At 33.9% G+C, this 18,631-nt stretch carries 15 protein-coding genes; 2 read left to right on the forward strand and 13 right to left on the reverse strand.

Features of this window, described 5'->3' with window-relative positions:
• Window positions 1–146: 146 nt before the first annotated feature.
• From IC221_RS26125 to IC221_RS26135, 3 genes are all read right to left on the reverse strand, one after another.
• Window positions 147–2,195 carry an IPT/TIG domain-containing protein gene (locus IC221_RS26125; protein ID WP_188171765.1) on the reverse strand — a complete coding sequence of 683 codons (2,049 nt, stop codon included), beginning with the start codon at window positions 2,193–2,195 and terminating at the stop codon, window positions 147–149.
• Window positions 2,192–3,376, reverse strand: a complete 1,185-nt coding sequence (locus IC221_RS26130; RefSeq protein ID WP_188171766.1) for an outer membrane beta-barrel protein — start codon at window positions 3,374–3,376, stop codon at window positions 2,192–2,194. The genes IC221_RS26125 and IC221_RS26130 overlap by 4 nt, the downstream gene beginning before the upstream one ends.
• A 488-nt stretch (window positions 3,377–3,864) precedes the next feature.
• Window positions 3,865–4,338 (reverse strand): hypothetical protein, encoded by a 474-nt coding sequence (locus IC221_RS26135; RefSeq protein ID WP_188171767.1) that lies wholly within the window; start codon window positions 4,336–4,338, stop codon window positions 3,865–3,867.
• 565 nt (window positions 4,339–4,903) lie between these two features.
• Between IC221_RS26135 and IC221_RS26140 the strand changes: the two genes are divergently transcribed.
• Complete coding sequence (locus tag IC221_RS26140) at window positions 4,904–8,782, forward strand: T9SS type A sorting domain-containing protein (protein WP_188171768.1); 3,879 nt, start codon at window positions 4,904–4,906, stop codon at window positions 8,780–8,782.
• Between the two features lie 229 nt (window positions 8,783–9,011).
• Window positions 9,012–9,737, forward strand: coding sequence for a DNA-binding protein (locus IC221_RS26145; protein WP_188171769.1), 726 nt, complete (start codon window positions 9,012–9,014; stop codon window positions 9,735–9,737).
• 284 nt (window positions 9,738–10,021) lie between these two features.
• Here IC221_RS26145 and IC221_RS26150 read toward each other — a convergent pair whose 3' ends face one another.
• The 10 genes from IC221_RS26150 to IC221_RS26195 form a co-directional block, all read right to left on the reverse strand.
• Window positions 10,022–10,336, reverse strand: coding sequence for a hypothetical protein (locus tag IC221_RS26150; protein WP_188171770.1), 315 nt, complete (start codon window positions 10,334–10,336; stop codon window positions 10,022–10,024).
• Between the two features lie 3 nt (window positions 10,337–10,339).
• Entirely contained in the window at window positions 10,340–10,732 is a 393-nt protein-coding gene (locus IC221_RS26155) for a hypothetical protein (RefSeq protein ID WP_188171771.1), read from the reverse strand.
• A gap of 303 nt (window positions 10,733–11,035) precedes the next feature.
• Window positions 11,036–11,602 (reverse strand): DinB family protein, encoded by a 567-nt coding sequence (locus IC221_RS26160; protein ID WP_188171772.1) that lies wholly within the window; start codon window positions 11,600–11,602, stop codon window positions 11,036–11,038.
• Between the two features lie 231 nt (window positions 11,603–11,833).
• Window positions 11,834–12,625, reverse strand: a complete 792-nt coding sequence (locus IC221_RS26165) for a DJ-1/PfpI family protein (RefSeq protein ID WP_223241503.1) — start codon at window positions 12,623–12,625, stop codon at window positions 11,834–11,836.
• A 244-nt stretch (window positions 12,626–12,869) separates the two neighbouring features.
• Window positions 12,870–13,430 (reverse strand): Crp/Fnr family transcriptional regulator, encoded by a 561-nt coding sequence (locus tag IC221_RS26170; protein ID WP_188171773.1) that lies wholly within the window; start codon window positions 13,428–13,430, stop codon window positions 12,870–12,872.
• Between the two features lie 419 nt (window positions 13,431–13,849).
• A complete protein-coding gene (locus IC221_RS26175) occupies window positions 13,850–14,539 on the reverse strand; it encodes a hypothetical protein (RefSeq protein ID WP_188171774.1) in 690 nt (229 codons plus the stop codon).
• Between the two features lie 188 nt (window positions 14,540–14,727).
• Window positions 14,728–14,946: a hypothetical protein gene (locus IC221_RS26180; RefSeq protein WP_188171775.1), complete on the reverse strand. Its 219-nt coding sequence runs from the start codon at window positions 14,944–14,946 to the stop codon at window positions 14,728–14,730.
• 105 nt (window positions 14,947–15,051) lie between these two features.
• The gene (locus IC221_RS26185; RefSeq protein WP_188171776.1) at window positions 15,052–16,224 is read right to left on the reverse strand and encodes a hypothetical protein; all 1,173 of its coding nucleotides are present in this window, start codon (window positions 16,222–16,224) and stop codon (window positions 15,052–15,054) included.
• 413 nt (window positions 16,225–16,637) lie between these two features.
• Window positions 16,638–17,474 carry a sulfite exporter TauE/SafE family protein gene (locus IC221_RS26190; protein WP_188171777.1) on the reverse strand — a complete coding sequence of 279 codons (837 nt, stop codon included), beginning with the start codon at window positions 17,472–17,474 and terminating at the stop codon, window positions 16,638–16,640.
• Between the two features lie 115 nt (window positions 17,475–17,589).
• Window positions 17,590–18,618, reverse strand: a complete 1,029-nt coding sequence (locus IC221_RS26195) for a methionine synthase (protein ID WP_188171778.1) — start codon at window positions 18,616–18,618, stop codon at window positions 17,590–17,592.
• Window positions 18,619–18,631 lie beyond the last annotated feature (13 nt).

Genomic DNA, 18,631 nt, shown 5'->3' on the forward strand with positions numbered 1-18,631 from the left:
AAGTCTTTTCATAGGAGAAAGATCGGCTTTCTGTCAAAGAAATGAAAATTCAAAATTTTAAAAGAGCGATAGCTCAGTGTATAAATAAAAAGGGCTTTATTCTTAATCTTATGATGGAATAAAGCCCTTACCACTTAATGTAACTTTTAATCTGGTTGAGAAGGATCAAATTCCCATATTGCATTCCCTCCACCTAAAGCTACATAGCCCTTTTGTTGATTGGAGAAAGCAATACCATTTCTTAGCTTCGTTGAAAAGTTTGTTTCAACGTATTGCCAATAACCTTGATACTTGTAAAAGTTCTCATTGATATAAAAATAAGGTTGGCCATTTAATTCAAAAACTAATGGCCTACTTTCTCTTGACTCTGGAAACTGTGGCAATTTTGTCCACTTATTTCCTTGATGGGGTTGAAATAGAAAAGAATCTCTTTCGGGATCAGGACCACAACATCCATGATAATTCCATCCCATACCAAGGTAAGCAACATCATTAATCACAACTGCACCTGCATGAGCATAGCCGTCAATACCACTCAATTCTCCTAAATCACCATAACTTGGAATTTCAATCCAAGTATCTGTAGAAGGGTTATATTCCCAACAATCACCATAAGGATGATGATAGATACCAGGTGAACTTTGATGACCACTAGATATATATCCTTTTGACCCAATTGAAAAACCTACAGCCTTAGTTCTTTCCGGGCCTATAAAATCATTTAACTGCGTCCAAGAATTAGTTGCAATAGTATACTTCCAAAAATCACTTACATTATTTGAAGGTCTAACAACGCCTGTTCCAAAATAAATCTCACCATCCAAATAAAACCCCGCTCCATCATCTCTGTCTTCTCCAGGAAAATCAGCTAGACGTTCCCACTCTAACGTAGTTGTATTTACAGACCAAAATTCACTTGTGCTATTCAAGCCTACATAAACTTTACCTTCCGTTTTAATAAGTACTGGTCTATAGGTATTCTTGACAGGAGCATCTTCTAACCTGAACCATTTATCCGTAATGTAAAATTGCCCTTTCGATTGTGTTTCTGTATCCAATACATGTATTGCAACTTCTACATTCCTGTTGCTATAATGATTCAAATTAGGGTCAGGAATTATTACTATGATTTCGTTATTTGATGCCTTGACAATTTCAGCTGTATAACCATCTATTTCGATGTGATTATTCGTAGAGATAGGACTAAAGTTCTCCCCTTTTATGGTCAACCTTCCCAATGTTTTCCCCGATTCTTTAGAAAGAGAATGAAATACTGGATCTTTAATATTTATCATTTCAGGAGCTGCAACTTCAAAATTGTTCATCACAACTACAACTTCAACCTCTTTAGCATTAACATTATCAGGAACTTTAGTCGTGATTTGGTGCTCAGTGATTGCTATAATTTCTGAAATGAATACATCGCCATTTGCAGCTAAAAATTTCGCTACAACTTTGTTTGGTTTTGTAGTAAAATGCTGTCCTTCTATATGAAAAACTTCATTGAACGATAAATGAGTAGTGGACAGATTATTTACGACAGGTTTAGTCAATTTAAACTGTTTTTCAAAAGTTGAAACATTACCATAACTTGATACTGATATATTTGAAAATTCCGTACTTAAACCTTGAGGAACTTCCACTAAGAGTTCTGTTTCCTGAAAATCCAATATCTTCGCTTTATGATTATCGATTTTGACTTCTATATTATTTTCAAACCTCCCGAAACTTTGAGCTTCAATACTAATTGTATCTCCCAAATCACCACTTTCAGGAGAAAAGGCTATCAATTCGGGACCATTACTTCCAAGGCTAAGAAAGTCAACCACTTCACCATAAACAATGAAATCTTTCGTTTCAACAAAAGCTCTCACAAAATAAAAAACATCTTTCTCTAAAGAGCTATTCATCACTTTAGAGAAATGTTCAGAAGTAATATTTTCCGAATAAATCACTCGATTACTGTTCTCTACTGTTAAATTTTCGTTTTCACTCCAAACAAACCCATAATTAAGGATATCAAAACCTCCTCTATATATTATTTCAGCTTTAAATGTAGCCCCACTTGAAGTAATATTTGCTACAGGAAGTGTTTTTACTCTTGGATAATTTCTACTTGACACCTCTTCCTCATAACAGTTCATCAATAAGATCGAAAGTAAAGTGAAAAGTGTAATTTTTATTAAGTATTTCATTTTTTGACAACAACTAGGTTCACTGATAGGCGATTAATACTAGCGGTATAATTTGGACTGTCTGTTAACTCTGACATTTGCGTATAACGTACTGTCAACCCTGCCTTGAATTTTTCAAAAGACCTTAAAACTCCGATTCCACCCCAATACCCTATCTGATTACTTTTCATTTCAAAAGCAGTAGTTTCTGGATACGTAAATACCGCATCGTCATAAACTCTCTCTTCCAATAAGCGAGCTTGTTTGCTTAAGAGTACATCTACATTTAGCCCCACTTGGAGGTAAAAACCATATTTTTTTTCAGGAAAAGAATACTTCAATGATAACGGAATGGATAGCGTATTTATATCAACATAAGTGTCAAAATAATTGATAGGAGATGTTGTTTCAATAAAAGAGGAATAACTTGATTTTGTAAAATGGAGTTCACTTTGAAATGCAATTCTATCTGTAAACCTTGGAGATGAAATGGCTAACTGTATTCCAATCGTTGGATCAACTGAACTATAAGAAGAAGGCAAATACGTATAAAGGTATTCTCCACTAAAATTGATTTCAGACTTTGAAACTCCGAATAAAATTCCATATTCAAATTTTGTCCAAGGTTGGTCGGCTTTAGGTTCGGTAAATTCTTCACCCATGCATGAATTGTATTGTATAAAAAGGCGAGTAAGACTTTTTTCAGAATATTGGATACTAGATGTAATTTTTGAAGGATTTTCAATACAGTCACTGATAAGGTAGGTCAAACTTCCTCTCCAATTACTAGTTTCCTTTACCCCTACTTTTCCATCAATAGTTACTTGCTTCACTGAGGATTTTAGATCAATCAGGTCCGTCCCTTTTTTGGCATGATAGAGATCCTTAGACTTATATAAACTAATTTTACCTGTCACTAAAACTTCTACAAAAGTACCTTCAATGATTTGGGATGAAAACAGTTTATCGTTTTGATAACCAAAACCTAATATCTGATTGGGATAATATTTCTTTTCACCTTCTTTTCCTTTAAAAATACAAGATTCATAGTTTTTTGTATTTGAGCGGTAATCCACCATACCTTGGATGGTATCACTCTCATGAGTTATGATAAATCCTGCTCTAAAATCTTTCTGTGCGTAGGAATTAATGCTAATCAATAACAATAGATTGATCAATGCTAATTTAGTTTTCTTTATCATGGTTTAATACACCTAGCGAATTTAAAATTTAATGCATTGTTTTTTGTAGACAATACATAGAATGAATAGATGATAAACATAAGCTAAGCTAGGCAAAACGTTCAATACCTTTTTTCTTGTCAGATTTAATATCACAAATAGTTTACCTCAGTTGAAAAAGGAATAAATGTTGATCTAGTAAAAGCTTGCTGTTCCTTTAAGCAGTTACACATTTGAAATTGGTAGAAGTTGAATTATTATTTTTTTAGTCTAATCAAGGCAGAATAGAAGAGCATAGCCGAAGCTACGTGATGATATTCTAACGCAGAGTAGGCTAAAAAAGAAAATCCAAAACTTCCGATTTTAATTGTACAACTGCTTATACTATTTAGTACGTGGTAAATTTAGAATAAAAAACGCAATACTTTATAAACTAAATTATCTTTAATTGTCACGTTTCTACCCCATTTTAAGTTTTCTTGTTGAAATTTTGTGGCTCAGAATTAGAGTTATTGATTTTTCTTTTTTCTCTTCTTTTTCTTTTTGATTGATTTTGAAGTAGTGGGAGTAGTTGCTAAAGTTGTATCACAATGTACATCATTTAGAGTTTGATTATTATCAATAATAGTCGCCGTATTTCCATGGTGTAAAACGGTAGAATGTGTCCCATCAGGATTTACTATTACAGTAGAATTATCATTTCTTATCACCGAAGAATGAGTTCCATCCGGATTCACAATAGTAGTATTTTTATCATTTTGAATCAAAATAGTATGTGTACCGTCAGGCTTGACAATGGTTGTTCTATTACCGTTTTTTAATACAGAGGTGTGAGTACCATCAGGGTTTACAATGACTGAATTTTTCCCATGATTAACGACTGTAGTATGTGTACCATCCGGATTTATAATGACAGTTTGTGCATTAACCAAATTAGGACATGCAAACGATAACATTAAACTCATAAATACTATTTTCATCATTCTATATTTGATTCATTTTGACACTTTACATTAGTAGGTTATAAGTTAAGATTAAATACATTGTAATCTAAATTATCATCAACTTTTAATCTACCTTTCTACAAGTATTTATAGAGGCTACTTTCAAACTTCTATCTTATAGTGGTCATATGATGAATATACCCCCGTTAAGTCCAATAAAAATTAACTCCTACTACCAAAGGTGTAAAAAAGTAGGTCTTTACCACTCTACTTTTTTTCTAATACTCATTTAAATGAGCTTCTAACGAGAATTTGTATAACTAATGAAATTTAAATTCTATATAGATTTATTCTAATAATTAATTTGCCCCCGTTTTTAGAATTAGTTTAAACGAATTAATAATTATCAGCCTTCTAATTTTACACTATTCACTGATTGTTTGTGAATCATTTAAGTACTAAGCTTGGGCAACTTATTTTTTAATTGTCATAAAATTGTTCTGAGTAAAATCTCAACAATCCATTTTTCAATTCATCGTTAGCCCCTGTTTTAATACTTAACACTATGAAATGAAAAGTAAACGATAAAAAACACACAACAAGTATGAAATTTACCGCATTTCTATTTTTTACACTATTGTCTTTTTATGCAATAGGACAAACAAATATGCTACCTGATGATAGCTTTGAAGGAGGGTCTACCTCAGGTACTTTTGATAGTTATTATAATTTTGGAGGAAAAACACTTTGGAGAGGTTGGCCATTTACGGGCTTTGAATTAGATACCGAAGTGAAACGTAGCGGAGCAAGATCTTTTAAGGTTGTATTCCGTGAATATGGAAATGGTATTCCTACTTTTAGAACAGAACATTACCCTGAGTTAGAAGCAGGGAAATATGAATTCTGTTTTTATTATAAAACTGATATTGATCGTGCTGGAGAGAAAATCTCAATTGATGTGCATAGTGGCAAGCAAGGGAGTTCTCAAAGTAGTAGTCAGCATGATATAAATTTGGTAAGTGAGGCTAAAGATAATTTTGTGCTCTTACAAATTGAGTTCGAAGTAGATGAAAGCTTTACAACGTTTCTACCTTATATCAGAATCCCTTATTTAAAAGAAGGTGCCTATATCAATATTGATGATGTGAAATTGGTAAAGGTTTCTACTGAAACAAAAGCAACCAACCCTACTCCTTCTAATAACGCGACTGCTATTACTACGGAAAATGTAAACCTACAATGGCTGAAAGGAATTACGGGTACGAAGAGAAATGTATATTTGGGTACTTCTTCTGATAATTTGGAACAAGTAGCCACTGAAATTACAACAACAAACTATATAGCCTCAAAACTAGAGAATGAGACTACCTACTTCTGGCGAGTAGATGAAATTGATGATACTGATCAAGTAACTCAAGGTGATGTTTGGAGCTTTACGACTAAAACATTTTATGAAGAATACATGAGTCAGGTGCAAAGTGGAAAAGTGAAATCGGGTTCAAAAATAGAATGGACACAATTTGGGCCTGGTAATGCCGGTTTTTCTAATTTCCTACGTTATCACCCCTTGTTACCCGATTTCTGTGTAGAATCTCCTGATATGGGAAACACGTATCAAACAGAAGACAATGGTAAAAGCTGGACGACGATCAAAGACGTAGATGGTGAAGGAAATTTCTTCCGTTTATATGACTTACAATACTCTACTAAAACCGCCCAATACGCGGTAGCCATTGAATCTTCACGCTTGTATTTCAGTCAAGATACAGCAAGAAGCTGGACAGAAATGAAAAATTGCCCTTGGTATACCCATCAATCCCAAGGAGGAAGAGAAGGAAGATCATGGTATAGAAAAGTTTCAGCAGTAGCCATGGATCCTAGCGATGATAATACTTGGTATGTTGGGGCAGGTAACTTCTGTAGAGGTCAACAGCAACTTTGGAGTACTGTGATTAGTCCAACGGCTGCCAATCCAAGAGGTAGAGAAAATATTTATGACAACATAAAGTATCAAGGTAAAATTTGGAAAACTACCGATGCGGGTAATTCATGGACGGAACTAACGCAAGGCATTGATGAGAAAGCTCAATTCTCTCGTATCATAGTTCATCCTACCAACAGCAATATGATTTTTGCAGGTTCTCAGTATGGCTTATTCAAATCAACAGATGGTGGTGCTTCATGGACAAATATTGGTGAAGGAAAGTTAGACAATAATACCATCATGGATATGGATTATTATTATAACTCGACGAATGGTCGATTTGTATTATATGTTGCTGATCAAGTTCGTTATCATGCAAACGGTCAATCTACAAGATCTGATGGTGGTATTTTTAAATCGGAAGATAATGGTGAAACTTGGGTAAATATTAATGGTAATTTAGGTTTAGATATCAACCGATTGACAGGTGGTGTTTCCAATAATTATTACCAATATTTGGCAAAATGGTTTGAGATCACTGAAGCCGAAGCAAGAAGCAAATATCCAATATTGCCTACTGAAGCTTTACAATACTTCAATTCATTAAATGTAGACCCAAGTGAAGAGAATGGTTTACTTGTTGGTTTTTATGATGCACAAATTCAAAAATCAATTATTCCAGGACGTTTATGGAAAACAATAAATGGTGGTCAATCATGGATTAGTATTGCCCGTGACTTCGGTCCTGCATGGGAAAATGATAAAGAATACTGGCAAGAGCGAAACAATCCATTCAATGATAATATGGAAGAAGGTCATCAAATTTCCAATCAACAATGGGGGCAAAATTACCCACTTCGTTCATTACGTTATTGTACCGTTAATTCACGAGGAGACATTATGCTGATCTATGCTCATAATACATTTGTGAGTACGGACAAAGGTGAGACATTCACACAAGTCAATGAAACGTATACTGCCAATGGAAACATTATGGGTACAGGAGATAGTAACCTTCCTGGTCAATGCTTGTTTCAAGATAAACGTTTGGGAGAAGGTATTCTGTATCTTGGGTCAGGTGAACATCACTTGTGGCGAAGTACCAATGATGGTGAAAACGGAAAGCAGGCCGTTGAATACATCAACGAAACACAAGAAAGTGTATTCTCTATTTCTACACACCCTTGGGATGTCAATACTGTATATACAACTTCCATGCGTCAAAAACACCTTGATAGAATCTATAAATCAACTGACGGTGGAAATACTTTTGAAGATTGGGGAAAAGCAACTGCAGCTGAGGAATGGATGTGGACCAACAGTATTTTGATTGATCCCATCAACCCTGATAATATGTACTTTGGCGTGACACAAGTTGCTGGTTCTGGTGGAGGAAGTGGTACTGACGGACCTGATAAAGACAAAGAAGGTGGTTTTCATAAATCAACTAACGCTGGAAAAAGCTTTGATCCAAGCAACAGCGGAATGCCAACTAAAATGTGGATTCAAGATATTGAATTTGATCCAAGAGACAGTACACACGCTTCTATCTTTGCAGCATCACCATGGAACCAAGAAATTCGTAAAAACGGCGGTTTATTCCATACTTCTGATCGAGGTAATACATGGAAAGTTATTAAAGTAGCCGATAACATTGAAGGCATTAATAGTGTTACATTTGATCATACTGGACGATTATATGTAACAGCGGGACGTAGAGAAGCGAATGTAAAAAGTGGTGGTGTATTTTACTCTGATGATTATGGTGTAACATGGACAAAAATATTTGAATCTCAATATATCGAACAGTTTGACGTCTCTCCTTTTGATCGTAATATTTTAGTCATCACTCAGGGTGTTGTTACAGCAAACCCAGGTGTTTACGTAAGTTTTGATGCAGGTAAAACATGGGTTAAAAGTAATCATAATATCGGTCAACCGGGACATATCAAACAGATTGAATTTGATGTAAATGACCCTTCAGTACTTTGGTGTGCAATTATGGGTAGTGGTTTTTACAAAGGAATCATTAATGAAGGCGAACAAGCTAGAAAAATTATCTTAACGCCTGGTACTGCTGCAATCAAAGCCAATGAGACTTTACAATTGAATGCTGAAACCACTGAACTTGAAGGTAAAGTACTTTACAAATCAGCCAACAACACTGTCGCTACAGTTTCTGAAGACGGTCTGGTAACAGGTCTTAAAAATGGTGCTGTAAAAATATGGGCTACTTCTGAAGATGACCGTTATTCTGATTTTGTTTACCTCGTTGTTTCCGGAGGAACCACTGATCCTGAACCTCCATTAAATATTGGTGATTTAGAAAATAATGGAATTTTGGCATACCCCAACCCTGTCCAAAACACCTTATTCCTAAAAGGGAATACCAGTGAGTATATGACCTTTAATGTCTACACTCCTACCGGTGCTCTCGTATTGAGCAAACCGTTAAAAGGACAAGATAGCGTCGATGTTTCAACACTTAGAAAAGGTTTATACATCTACCAAATTGAAGGGAATGGAAGTAAAGCAGTTGGGAAGTTTATTAAGAAATAAACTTTACTACTCACAACACCAATCAGAAGCCCATGATTCGAATTCATGGGCTTCTCTTTTTATAGTACTTTTTAGTTGAAGGAATTAAGCAACGGTATCAACGTAATAACGCGGGGGTTTTGATAGACGGTTAATCATAAAATATCAAATGAAAGATAATAAATGTACGCCAATTCATGAACATAAGATGATTTGATTATTTTTACCTGAAATCAAAATTTATAAGAGCATGAAAATTATCCACGCATTGTTTTTATCAGCATCTTGTTTCTTAGCAAGCTGTGATAATTCAGGTCAAGAAAAATCATCAGTAAATAAACCTTCTTCAGAAGCGACAACGGGAACTGATGAGGTACTGGATGCAAATACACATAAGATTGTAGTCAATGAGAAAATAGCCTCAGGTGGATATATATACATAAAAGTCACTGAAAAAGGGAAAGAATATTGGATGGCAGTACCAGGAAGACCTATTGAAATCGGTGCCACTTACTATTACGATGGAGGAATGGAAATGCAAAATTTCGAAAGTAAAACACTAAACAGGACTTTCGAAAGTGTCATTTTTGCTGAAGGAGTTCGTGATCAAGTGAAAAAAGAGGAAAAAGTGGTGAGAAAAAGTACCCCTCAAGGAAGTCCAGAAGTAAAAGATATTGAAAAAGCACCTAACGGTATCCGAATTGGTGAACTTTTCAGCAATATGAATAATTACTCCAATAAAGAAGTAATCATCAAAGGTCAAGTGGTGAAGGTAAATAATGGTGTGATGAACGTCAATTTTGTGCACCTCCAAGATGGAACTACTGGCAATGGACAATATGATATCACAGTGACAGCCGACGATAATTTTTCTGTTGGTGAGGTAGTCACTATAAAAGGTAACGTCATCCTTAATAAAGATTTTGGAGCTGGATATACTTATGACGTGCTTGTTGAAAAAGCTGTGAAATTATAATTTTATATATTTATCATCTTATTGATCAAGGGGAGTAATACAAACAATGTAATACTCCCTTGATCATTTACAATAATAGCTAGTTCCATCACCTACTTCTTAGGTTAATTTAACTTGAGTATTAATTAACTCAAATCAAATACTTTAAAGTGATATTTTCAGATTGACAAATGCATCATAACAAAGAAATAAAAAAAGGAATTTTATATGTGAGATGGATGTAGTCTTGTATCATTAAGTATGTGTTTGTCAGTGTCTAATGTAAAATACGTTTTATTGTAATTTTACATAGTGTTATAGAGTATTTTATAATCTCCGTTTCTAAATTCAATTTCCATTTTTCCATAATCCCACCCTTGAGTCAAAGCGTATATTATTGAATCACTAACAAACTTAGGAGTAACGCTTTTAGGTTCAAAATCTGGAGGTCTATTTTCCTTGTCATTCACATATAACCATACATCATACCATCCGAAATCAACTATCAAAAGACTATTTCTAAATTCATACGAACTCACAATAACTTTCCCATTGAATTTCCAATAAAATTGCTGTCGATTTACAATAATACTTCTAAGTCCTTTTTTTGAAATAGCCATATATTATTCTTTCCAAATTTTTAGTTTATCTTTCTCATTTCTGACCAAAAAATCAATTAAAATATCCAAGTCTTTTTTAGTTAATGTAGCAAATTTCATTTCGTCAACTCCTTCGATTAATTTAAGAGCATTGATAGTATCACGATTATCCATGATTATAGAAGGTTTTTCATCAATGTCATTAAAACCTGAACATTCATTCCATTCCTTAAGTATTTGGATATATTTTGATTTTTGTTTTCTCCAATTTTCAAATAGTTTGGAGATCAAATATTCAAATTTATCTAGACGAATTAAAATTCTTTCTTTTCTATCAATTGATTCAATATTAACATAATCATCAAAAGCTCCATATGGTGGAGTTTCTTTAGACCAATTTGTTTTTATTTCATTCATTTGATTTTTTTCAATACTCTACAATATCAAATAAATTAAATGGCATTTACCGACTGATAAGAATGTAAACGACACCATCACATTTATTGATTAATAAAAAACTCTTACCTAATACATCAAGCTCAACATTAAAATAGCTATGAAGTTTGCTTTGTTGTTTTAGTTTGCTGTAAGATAGACCTTAAATTAATTGATTTAGGATTAACAAAAAATAGATTGATAGAAATATTGTCTTTCAATATTATTTTTAGCTGAAAAAACGTAGTGCAGACTCTTGATCTACACTACGAAAAGATATGAAATTTACTTCTTAGGAAGCCTATTCTTCACTAACGCAATTTGTCCCATATGATTTGCGGAATGTTCCATCACATGAAACCACACCCAATGATTATTGATCCCTTCATCTACATTTTCTGCAAACCATGCATCATCTTTCTTTTTAAGTCCTTCAAGCGTTTTTTGTCTCACTTGATCCCATAGATCAAGGTAATATTTGATGGGTTTCCCTTGTAGTTCTTTTCGACTATGATCACCTAAACTACTGGCTACAGCCCAAAACTTTTCGTCTTTTTCACTCCAAGCACGCCCTTCTAGTGTCTCAACCTGATAATAGGCCTCAGTGGCAGCCAAATGCATAATTAGAGCACCAATTGAGTTCGCTTTGTCATCAAACATATAATCCGTTTCAGCTTGATCTAAATCAGATGTCATTTCAGTGATTCTCCCTTTTAAATCTTCCAGCATATCGACCATGATCCCGATTTGTGTTGAATAGCCTTTTACAGGTTTGATTTCGTATTGTGCTTGTGCTAGAGAAAACATAAAGCATAAATGAAGTAATAGAAAGTATTTCTTTTTGAATTTCATAATTGTTGTATTATAAGTGTGAATTGAGGTTTGGCCAAAGTGTAGTTTTTAATAAGACAGTCATAACAACTCATTAGTTGTATTATCAATTATGTTTGATGAGGACTAAATGAAAGATCAGAACTACATTAATTTAAATATAATTCTGTCTTCCAAGAGGTAATGACACTAGCTTATTCGATGAGCGAGTTTTATTGATCTGTGTACAGTAAGTTGGGTTATTTTATGTTATTAATTCACCTCCTCCAATGCTTTTAAATAAAGTTCATTAAACTGAGTTCCTGAATATGGATTTTGACTTGTGATTAAGTTTCGATCCCTTACCGCATAACTTTTCCCTGGTCCTCCTTTTTTATATTCCAGTCCTAGTTTATGGAGTTGCTTCGCAATTTTTCGTTTCTGAGGTTTACCTTTCATAATGAATTTTTCAATGTAAAATTCTTCAAAACCCGTAACCGAATTTACTTTATAGCCAATAAAAGGATTTTCTTCTTTTTGAATAGTCGTGATAAAACTTGGTGCGTGGCAAATCAAACCAATGACCTTTTGATTCTTAGCGAAAGATTTTAAAAGTAAAGGAGTGTTTTTGTCATAAATCAAATCCACCATAAGTCCTTGACCACCTGGTATGACTAAGCCAATGTATTCTTTTTCCTTTTCAATCGCTTTATCAAGCGTCATGGGATTCGAAAATTCTTGATTATTACTCCAAAAGTCAATTGCTTCTTGTTTCATCTGAATATCTTCTTTCCAATAATCATCTGCTAAACTTTCTTGATCAATTGTTGCTTTTTTACCTGTAGGTGTGGCAAAATCTACTGAATAACCCTTATCAACAATGGCTTTATATGCCTGATAAAATTCATTGAGAAATATACCTGTTTGGCGTTTCTTCTTTCCATTTTTCAATAAAAGCGTGTCTGCTTCGCTCATCACGAAAAGTACTTTTCCATGTTGTGCCATTGTAGGAATAGAAATAATAAGAGATATAAATAATATGATGACCTTTGTGATATGTATCATTTTAAAGGAGTTTTTTAATTGAATGTAATAGATCAAGGAATTAGAGAAAACGATGTTTTTTTTACGTCTTCTTTTTATAATTATTTATGCTCCACGTGAAGGAAATAATCGATGATTTTTCCTTTAACAAAGGTCCATACTTTAAAGAAGGATTCCATTTACATATGTAAAGGAATTCAAATGATGACAATTTGACAGTATTTGATACTTAAATCTAGGTAAAGGTGAATAATAAGATTTGGGTTTACTTTTGTGCTCGAATTCTACTTAGCTGAGTGGCACTCACCCCAAGATAAGAGGCAATATGATATTGTGGAATCACTTGTTCAAGATGAGGGTGCTCCTCTTGGAAGATTTTATAGCGGTCTTTCGCTTCAAGTGTAACAAGCTCTATCTCTCTTTTTTCCTTTCTGACAAAGAAATGTTCTGCTAATATGCGAGCCATTCTTTCAACTTTAGGATATTGGTCGTAAAGATTTGTGACCTCTTGGTAAGTTGCAACAAGTAATTTACAATCCGTTAAGCAATCTATATCGATGAGATTCTTTTTCTGAGTAATTAATGAAGAATAGGCCCCAACAAAGCTGTTTTCAGTAAAAAATGTTTTGTTGTATTCCTCTGCTTTTTCATTGCTATAATAGGCTCTTAAAATCCCTGATTCTATAAAAGCGATATTTTTTGAATATTCTCCTTTTACAGCAAACTTGTCTCCCTTTTTCAATTGTACTATTGTAAATAATTTGATAAGCTGTTCGAGCGTTGCAGCATCAAAAGGTACAATACTATTTAAAGTTTCTTTTAGCATTATTTTATGTTAAATCTATAGAATCAATACGTTGTAAACTAAGTTTTCGTTAAATTTCAATCAACCTTTCTACAAATATTTATAGGCTCTACTTTCAAGATTCCTTCTTCTTCATTTTTTCATTGATGAAAAACGAAGCAAAAAATCTAGGCTTAGAAGTCAAAAGCTAAATTTCATTCCTCTCGCCTAAATGATTTTAAACTCGCTTTGCTCAAACAAAAAAATCATTTTTAACGGCTCAATTCATGAAATTCTTAACGCTTTTCCCTTCAATGCCAGGGGAAGTACTACCAAACTAAAATGGTAGAAAGCTCAATGGCGCGAATGTTAAACGTGAGTGTCATTCGTGTCCTTTAAATCATCAGAAATCTCCTGATTTCTAAACACTATAAATAACGAAAACTTAGTTTACAGCATAATTAATTCACCTCTTCATGTGATTCTTTTCTTAGTTTAATGATATCCGATAGATGAGTCCAAATTACAATAGGAACTATCGTTGCTGGTAAAAGAACAAATGGGAAATAATTTATTGCACGGTTGGGCTGCTCAAATCCAAATTGTTGAAATGGTAATTCAGATGATAAAATGCCATTGAAAAGAATAAAAAGTACAAGTGCTAATCCTACAATATTCCAACCAATTAATGCTTGTCGACTTACCTTCTGATTCAAATACAAAAGTCCTACAATTGGCGATGTAATACCAATTAGTATGTCATAGTTTCTACCTTCAAATGTCATTAACTCAGGGATCATTTTATGCATATATAAAGCAAATAGAACTATTTCAATGGGAAACCTCACTGAATGTAAGAAGGTACTAGTTTTCGTATTTCTATTCTCAATAAACCATAGCTGTTGCTTTGGTAGTAACCCATAAATCATCAACAGCGTAGCAGGTAGAAGCACTAATCCAAATCTTGGTGGAATTGAATCTGTAGTTTGATAAAAACCGGTATATGCCACTATTGATTGAAAAACAGACCAAGTAATAATTAGAATTGTTATCTTTTTGGGTCTTCCATTTGAAAAATAAAATAGACCAATCGTTAAAATACAGATACCAATAAAAGTCAGATTAATCAAAGAAGGTAAATGCTCTATCATTTCTTTTGCTTGCTTTAAATTTTACTCAACAAATGTTTTTTCAATGATACTCTAAATTATAGATTGTAGTTTAAAATAAAAACTATTGTCAGTTGCTATATTATGATTAAATAGCATCGATTATACCACTTTAAACCTTTCTTTTTTGAAGCACTTTCTAGATGATTGAATGGTCTGCTCCAAATTACTTACTTACCATCTTGTGCTTTATTATATTCAATGGATTCAAAGTCATTTTCACTTTCAAAATTAGATTTCATCACCATCTCAATTGGAGGTTTCTTGAAATTACTTGGGTGATCATAAATTGAAAGCTTAGACTTCGGTTTTCTTTTAGCTTTTATTCCTTTCTGAACAATAAAGAAGAGCAATGATATGCTAACAATGATTATTATATATTCTTTCATATTCAGATCGGCAGTCAAATAGTATTCCATGAAAGAAAAACTGCCATTTTGTCATTATTAGCATAATTATTGAAAAATTCCACTGCATTTAACCCCATTGAAAATTTAGTTTTGCATTTCTTCGATCTTACCTGACTTACTAAAATATTTCTCTAGTGTTTTATTCCACTCCACTTCAACTTCAGATTCCGTTAATTTTATAATCGAGCAAACAGATTTAATAATACCTTCGAAATCTTTTGTATCCGATTTCATTAATTGTATTAATCCATCATCACCCTTTAAATTATATATAAGTTCACAAATACCAGCACCAGCAGGATAGGCAGTTGGGTATCCATTGTATTTTACCTCCTGAGAGATTATAGATTTAAAATTGATTTTCTTTGGACTAGTTTTGAGATTAGTCGCTAATTTATTCATCAGGTCCACGTATTCAGTTTTATTTTCCCTTGTCCCTAAGTATACGGCCAAACCTTCTTCTATAATATAACCACGGTTTGGGTTCTCAGGCAGTAATTTATGCACAAATTCATGAGGGTGATATTCATTTCCTTTAGCAGTTAAAATCATACCTTCACGAGCCTTTCCGGTTGTTATGCCAACAAAATAAAAGTCAAAATTTTCAAGTAATCCCATATCGTCTATACTCTTGGTCACATAATATTTAAATGTACTATTGTAGTCTGGATTGAACCGCTTTATTATATCAGCACAAAATTCTTTTGCATTATCAGCTGCCTTCTTATCAAAAGAATGATTGGGAGGATAGACGTATTCAACAACTCCACTTTTCTTAGATGACCATTTTTTTGATATTTCAACGATTAAGTTTTCCAAAACCCATTGATCATTTTCCTTAATTGCGTTTAGTTTTTGAATACACCATACCTTGGAACCAATATATTTAGGATTAGTGGTATTTGAAGCGAATAAGACTCTTATTTGGTATTTTTCTCCCAAAGGTTCTACTGACATGACGAAAGGTGAAAAAGCTCGAAACAAATAAGTAGCATCCATTCCTCCTTGAAAAATGCTCACTCTTGAAAAGTCGAAATCATGATAAAGTTCTTTTTCTTTTTTATTCCAATAAGGGTTGTTATAAATAGAGTCAGGCTTTGACTTATAATAGTTTTCATAGAGCTGTATAATTGCTCTAACATCTTTGGAGGTGGTATCAACTCTGGAACTTACAAACAGTTTAATATGGTCATTGCTTTCTTGAGCAAAAATTTGAAATCCATTTAGTAGAAACAGTAATACGAATAGTTGTCTCATTATTTAGTTTATTTACGATGAAAATTGAATCAGTGTAATGTGGAGTTTCAATCATTACATTTTTATTACAAGCCTTACAGTACACAATAAATCTCTAATCAAAACTTATGAAATCTATTCGTCTTATAGTTTGCTGTAATAAGTATCTAAAGTTAATTGATTTTCGAATAACATAAAATAATTACTTTTTATATCGCAAATGTAAGCTGGTAAGCACCACTTGTGACAACATATTGAAGAAGTCTCCCAACTTCGAAATAAATGAAAATGTTGCATTTATATTTGAAGTAGGGAGACTTTGCTGAAGATCAGTTCCAATTGACGCTAGCGCTTAACACTTAAAACATAGTGGTTTTTCATCTTATTAATAGGTTTTGTGACCTTATCAAGACTTTAGTCATGGTGTACGCTATTTATACAAAAAAGACATCAGAATTCAATACAAGCTTTATTCCTCCAACAAGCAACAAAACTGCAAATGCTTTTTTCAAAGTGGTCGCGGGTAATTTATGAGCAAGTTTGGCTCCGATACGGGCCGTAAAAAAACTCGCTACACTTAAACTGATAAATGCATAAATGTGTACAAAGCCCAATACACCATTGGGTAACGCCTCTTTTACATTGGCATCAATAAATTGCCCGAAGACAAGAAACCCAATAACACCTGCTACGGCAATAGGTAAACCACAGGCCGCCGAAGTACCCACTGCATTCTGGATTTTCAATCCATAATTACTTAAAAATGGGACGGTTAAAGTACCTCCTCCTACACCGAAAATAGCAGAGATCATTCCAATCAGTCCTCCTATGAACGTCTGCCCGACAGGAGATGGAAGCTTGCTGAAGTCATTTTCTTCTACCATTTTGTTTTTCATAAATAACATTTTCAATCCTACTAAAAACACCCATATACCTATAATAGCTTGAAGTGGTTTTCCATGAATCATAGAGGCAATGCCTGCTCCTATCAATGAGCCAATTATCAAGCCTGGAGCCATGCGTTTCCACACATTCCAATTGACAGCTTTTTTGCTATGGTGTGCACGAAGCGAACTTATAGAAGTCACTATAATAGTAGCTAGAGATGTACCAATACAAATATGTGTAAGGGCAACTTCAGGTATGCCTTGTGCTGTAAAAATGTAGATTAAGATGGGCACAATGACTATTCCGCCACCAATACCAAACAGGCCTGCCAATAAGCCAGAGAAAGCACCAGCAATAAGATAGTAGAGATAATATATATCCATAAGAAAAATGATATTTTGTTTTGTTTGTTAGTCTATAAATCTTCGTTTGAGGTAATAAAGTTCTTAAAATGAGCTTTAAAAAACAAAGTAACAATTTTTGAAATTTAGTATGGCACTAAACCGCCAACTCTTTTCGAATAATTTCAGCTCCTGCACTTAAAGCTTCCATCTTCCCAATTGCCACATCTCGAGACAATGGAGCCATACCACAGTTGGTACAAGGATATAGATTTTCGGCATCTACAAACTCAAGTGCTTGACGTAAAGTGTCCGCTACTTCTTCAGGAGTTTCGATGGTGTTGGTAGCCACATCAATTGCTCCAACCATCACTTTTTTACCTCTTACTAATTCAATTAAATTAAAAGGAACACGAGAGCCATGACATTCCAACGATACCGCATCGATGTTTGATTGCTGAATTTTAGGAAGGATTTCTTCGTATTGACGCCACTCTGAACCCAGTGACTTCTTCCAATCATTATTGGCTTTTATGCCGTAGCCATAGCAAATATGCACTGCCGTTTCACACTTCAGGCCTTCAATTGCCCTTTCTAAAGTTGCTATCCCCCAATCGTTGACTTCTTCAAAGAAAACATTAAATGCAGGTTCATCAAACTGTATAATATCCACCCCAGCATCTTGGAGTTCTCTTGCCTCTTCATTGAGTGCTTTTGCAAATTCCCACGCCAGTTTTTCTCTGCTTTTGTAATGATCATCGTACAACGTATCTACCATAGTCATGGGTCCAGGTAATGCCCACTTTATTGGTTTATCTGTTTGTTTTCGAAGAAACTTAGCATCCTCTACAAAAACAGATTTTTGACGAGCCACTTCACCTATCACCACAGGAACACTAGCATCATAACGGTCTCTAATTTTCACCACTTTACGATTTTCAAAATCTACACCACTTAAATTTTCAATAAAAGTCGTGACAAAATGTTGGCGTGTTTGCTCACCATCACAAATAATATCTACCCCTGCCAAATGCTGTTCATGCAAAGACACTCGCAGTGCATCTCTTTTTCCTTCCAATAACTGATTGCCTTCTAATTTCCAAGGTGACCAGAGTTTTTCGGGTGTTGCAAGCCAGGTAGGTTTAGGTAAACTTCCTACTATTGAAGTTGGTAATAACTGTTTCATGAAATAATATCTA

The organism is Flammeovirga sp. EKP202 (assembly GCF_014534745.1).
Taxonomy (GTDB): Bacteria; Bacteroidota; Bacteroidia; order Cytophagales; family Flammeovirgaceae; genus Flammeovirga.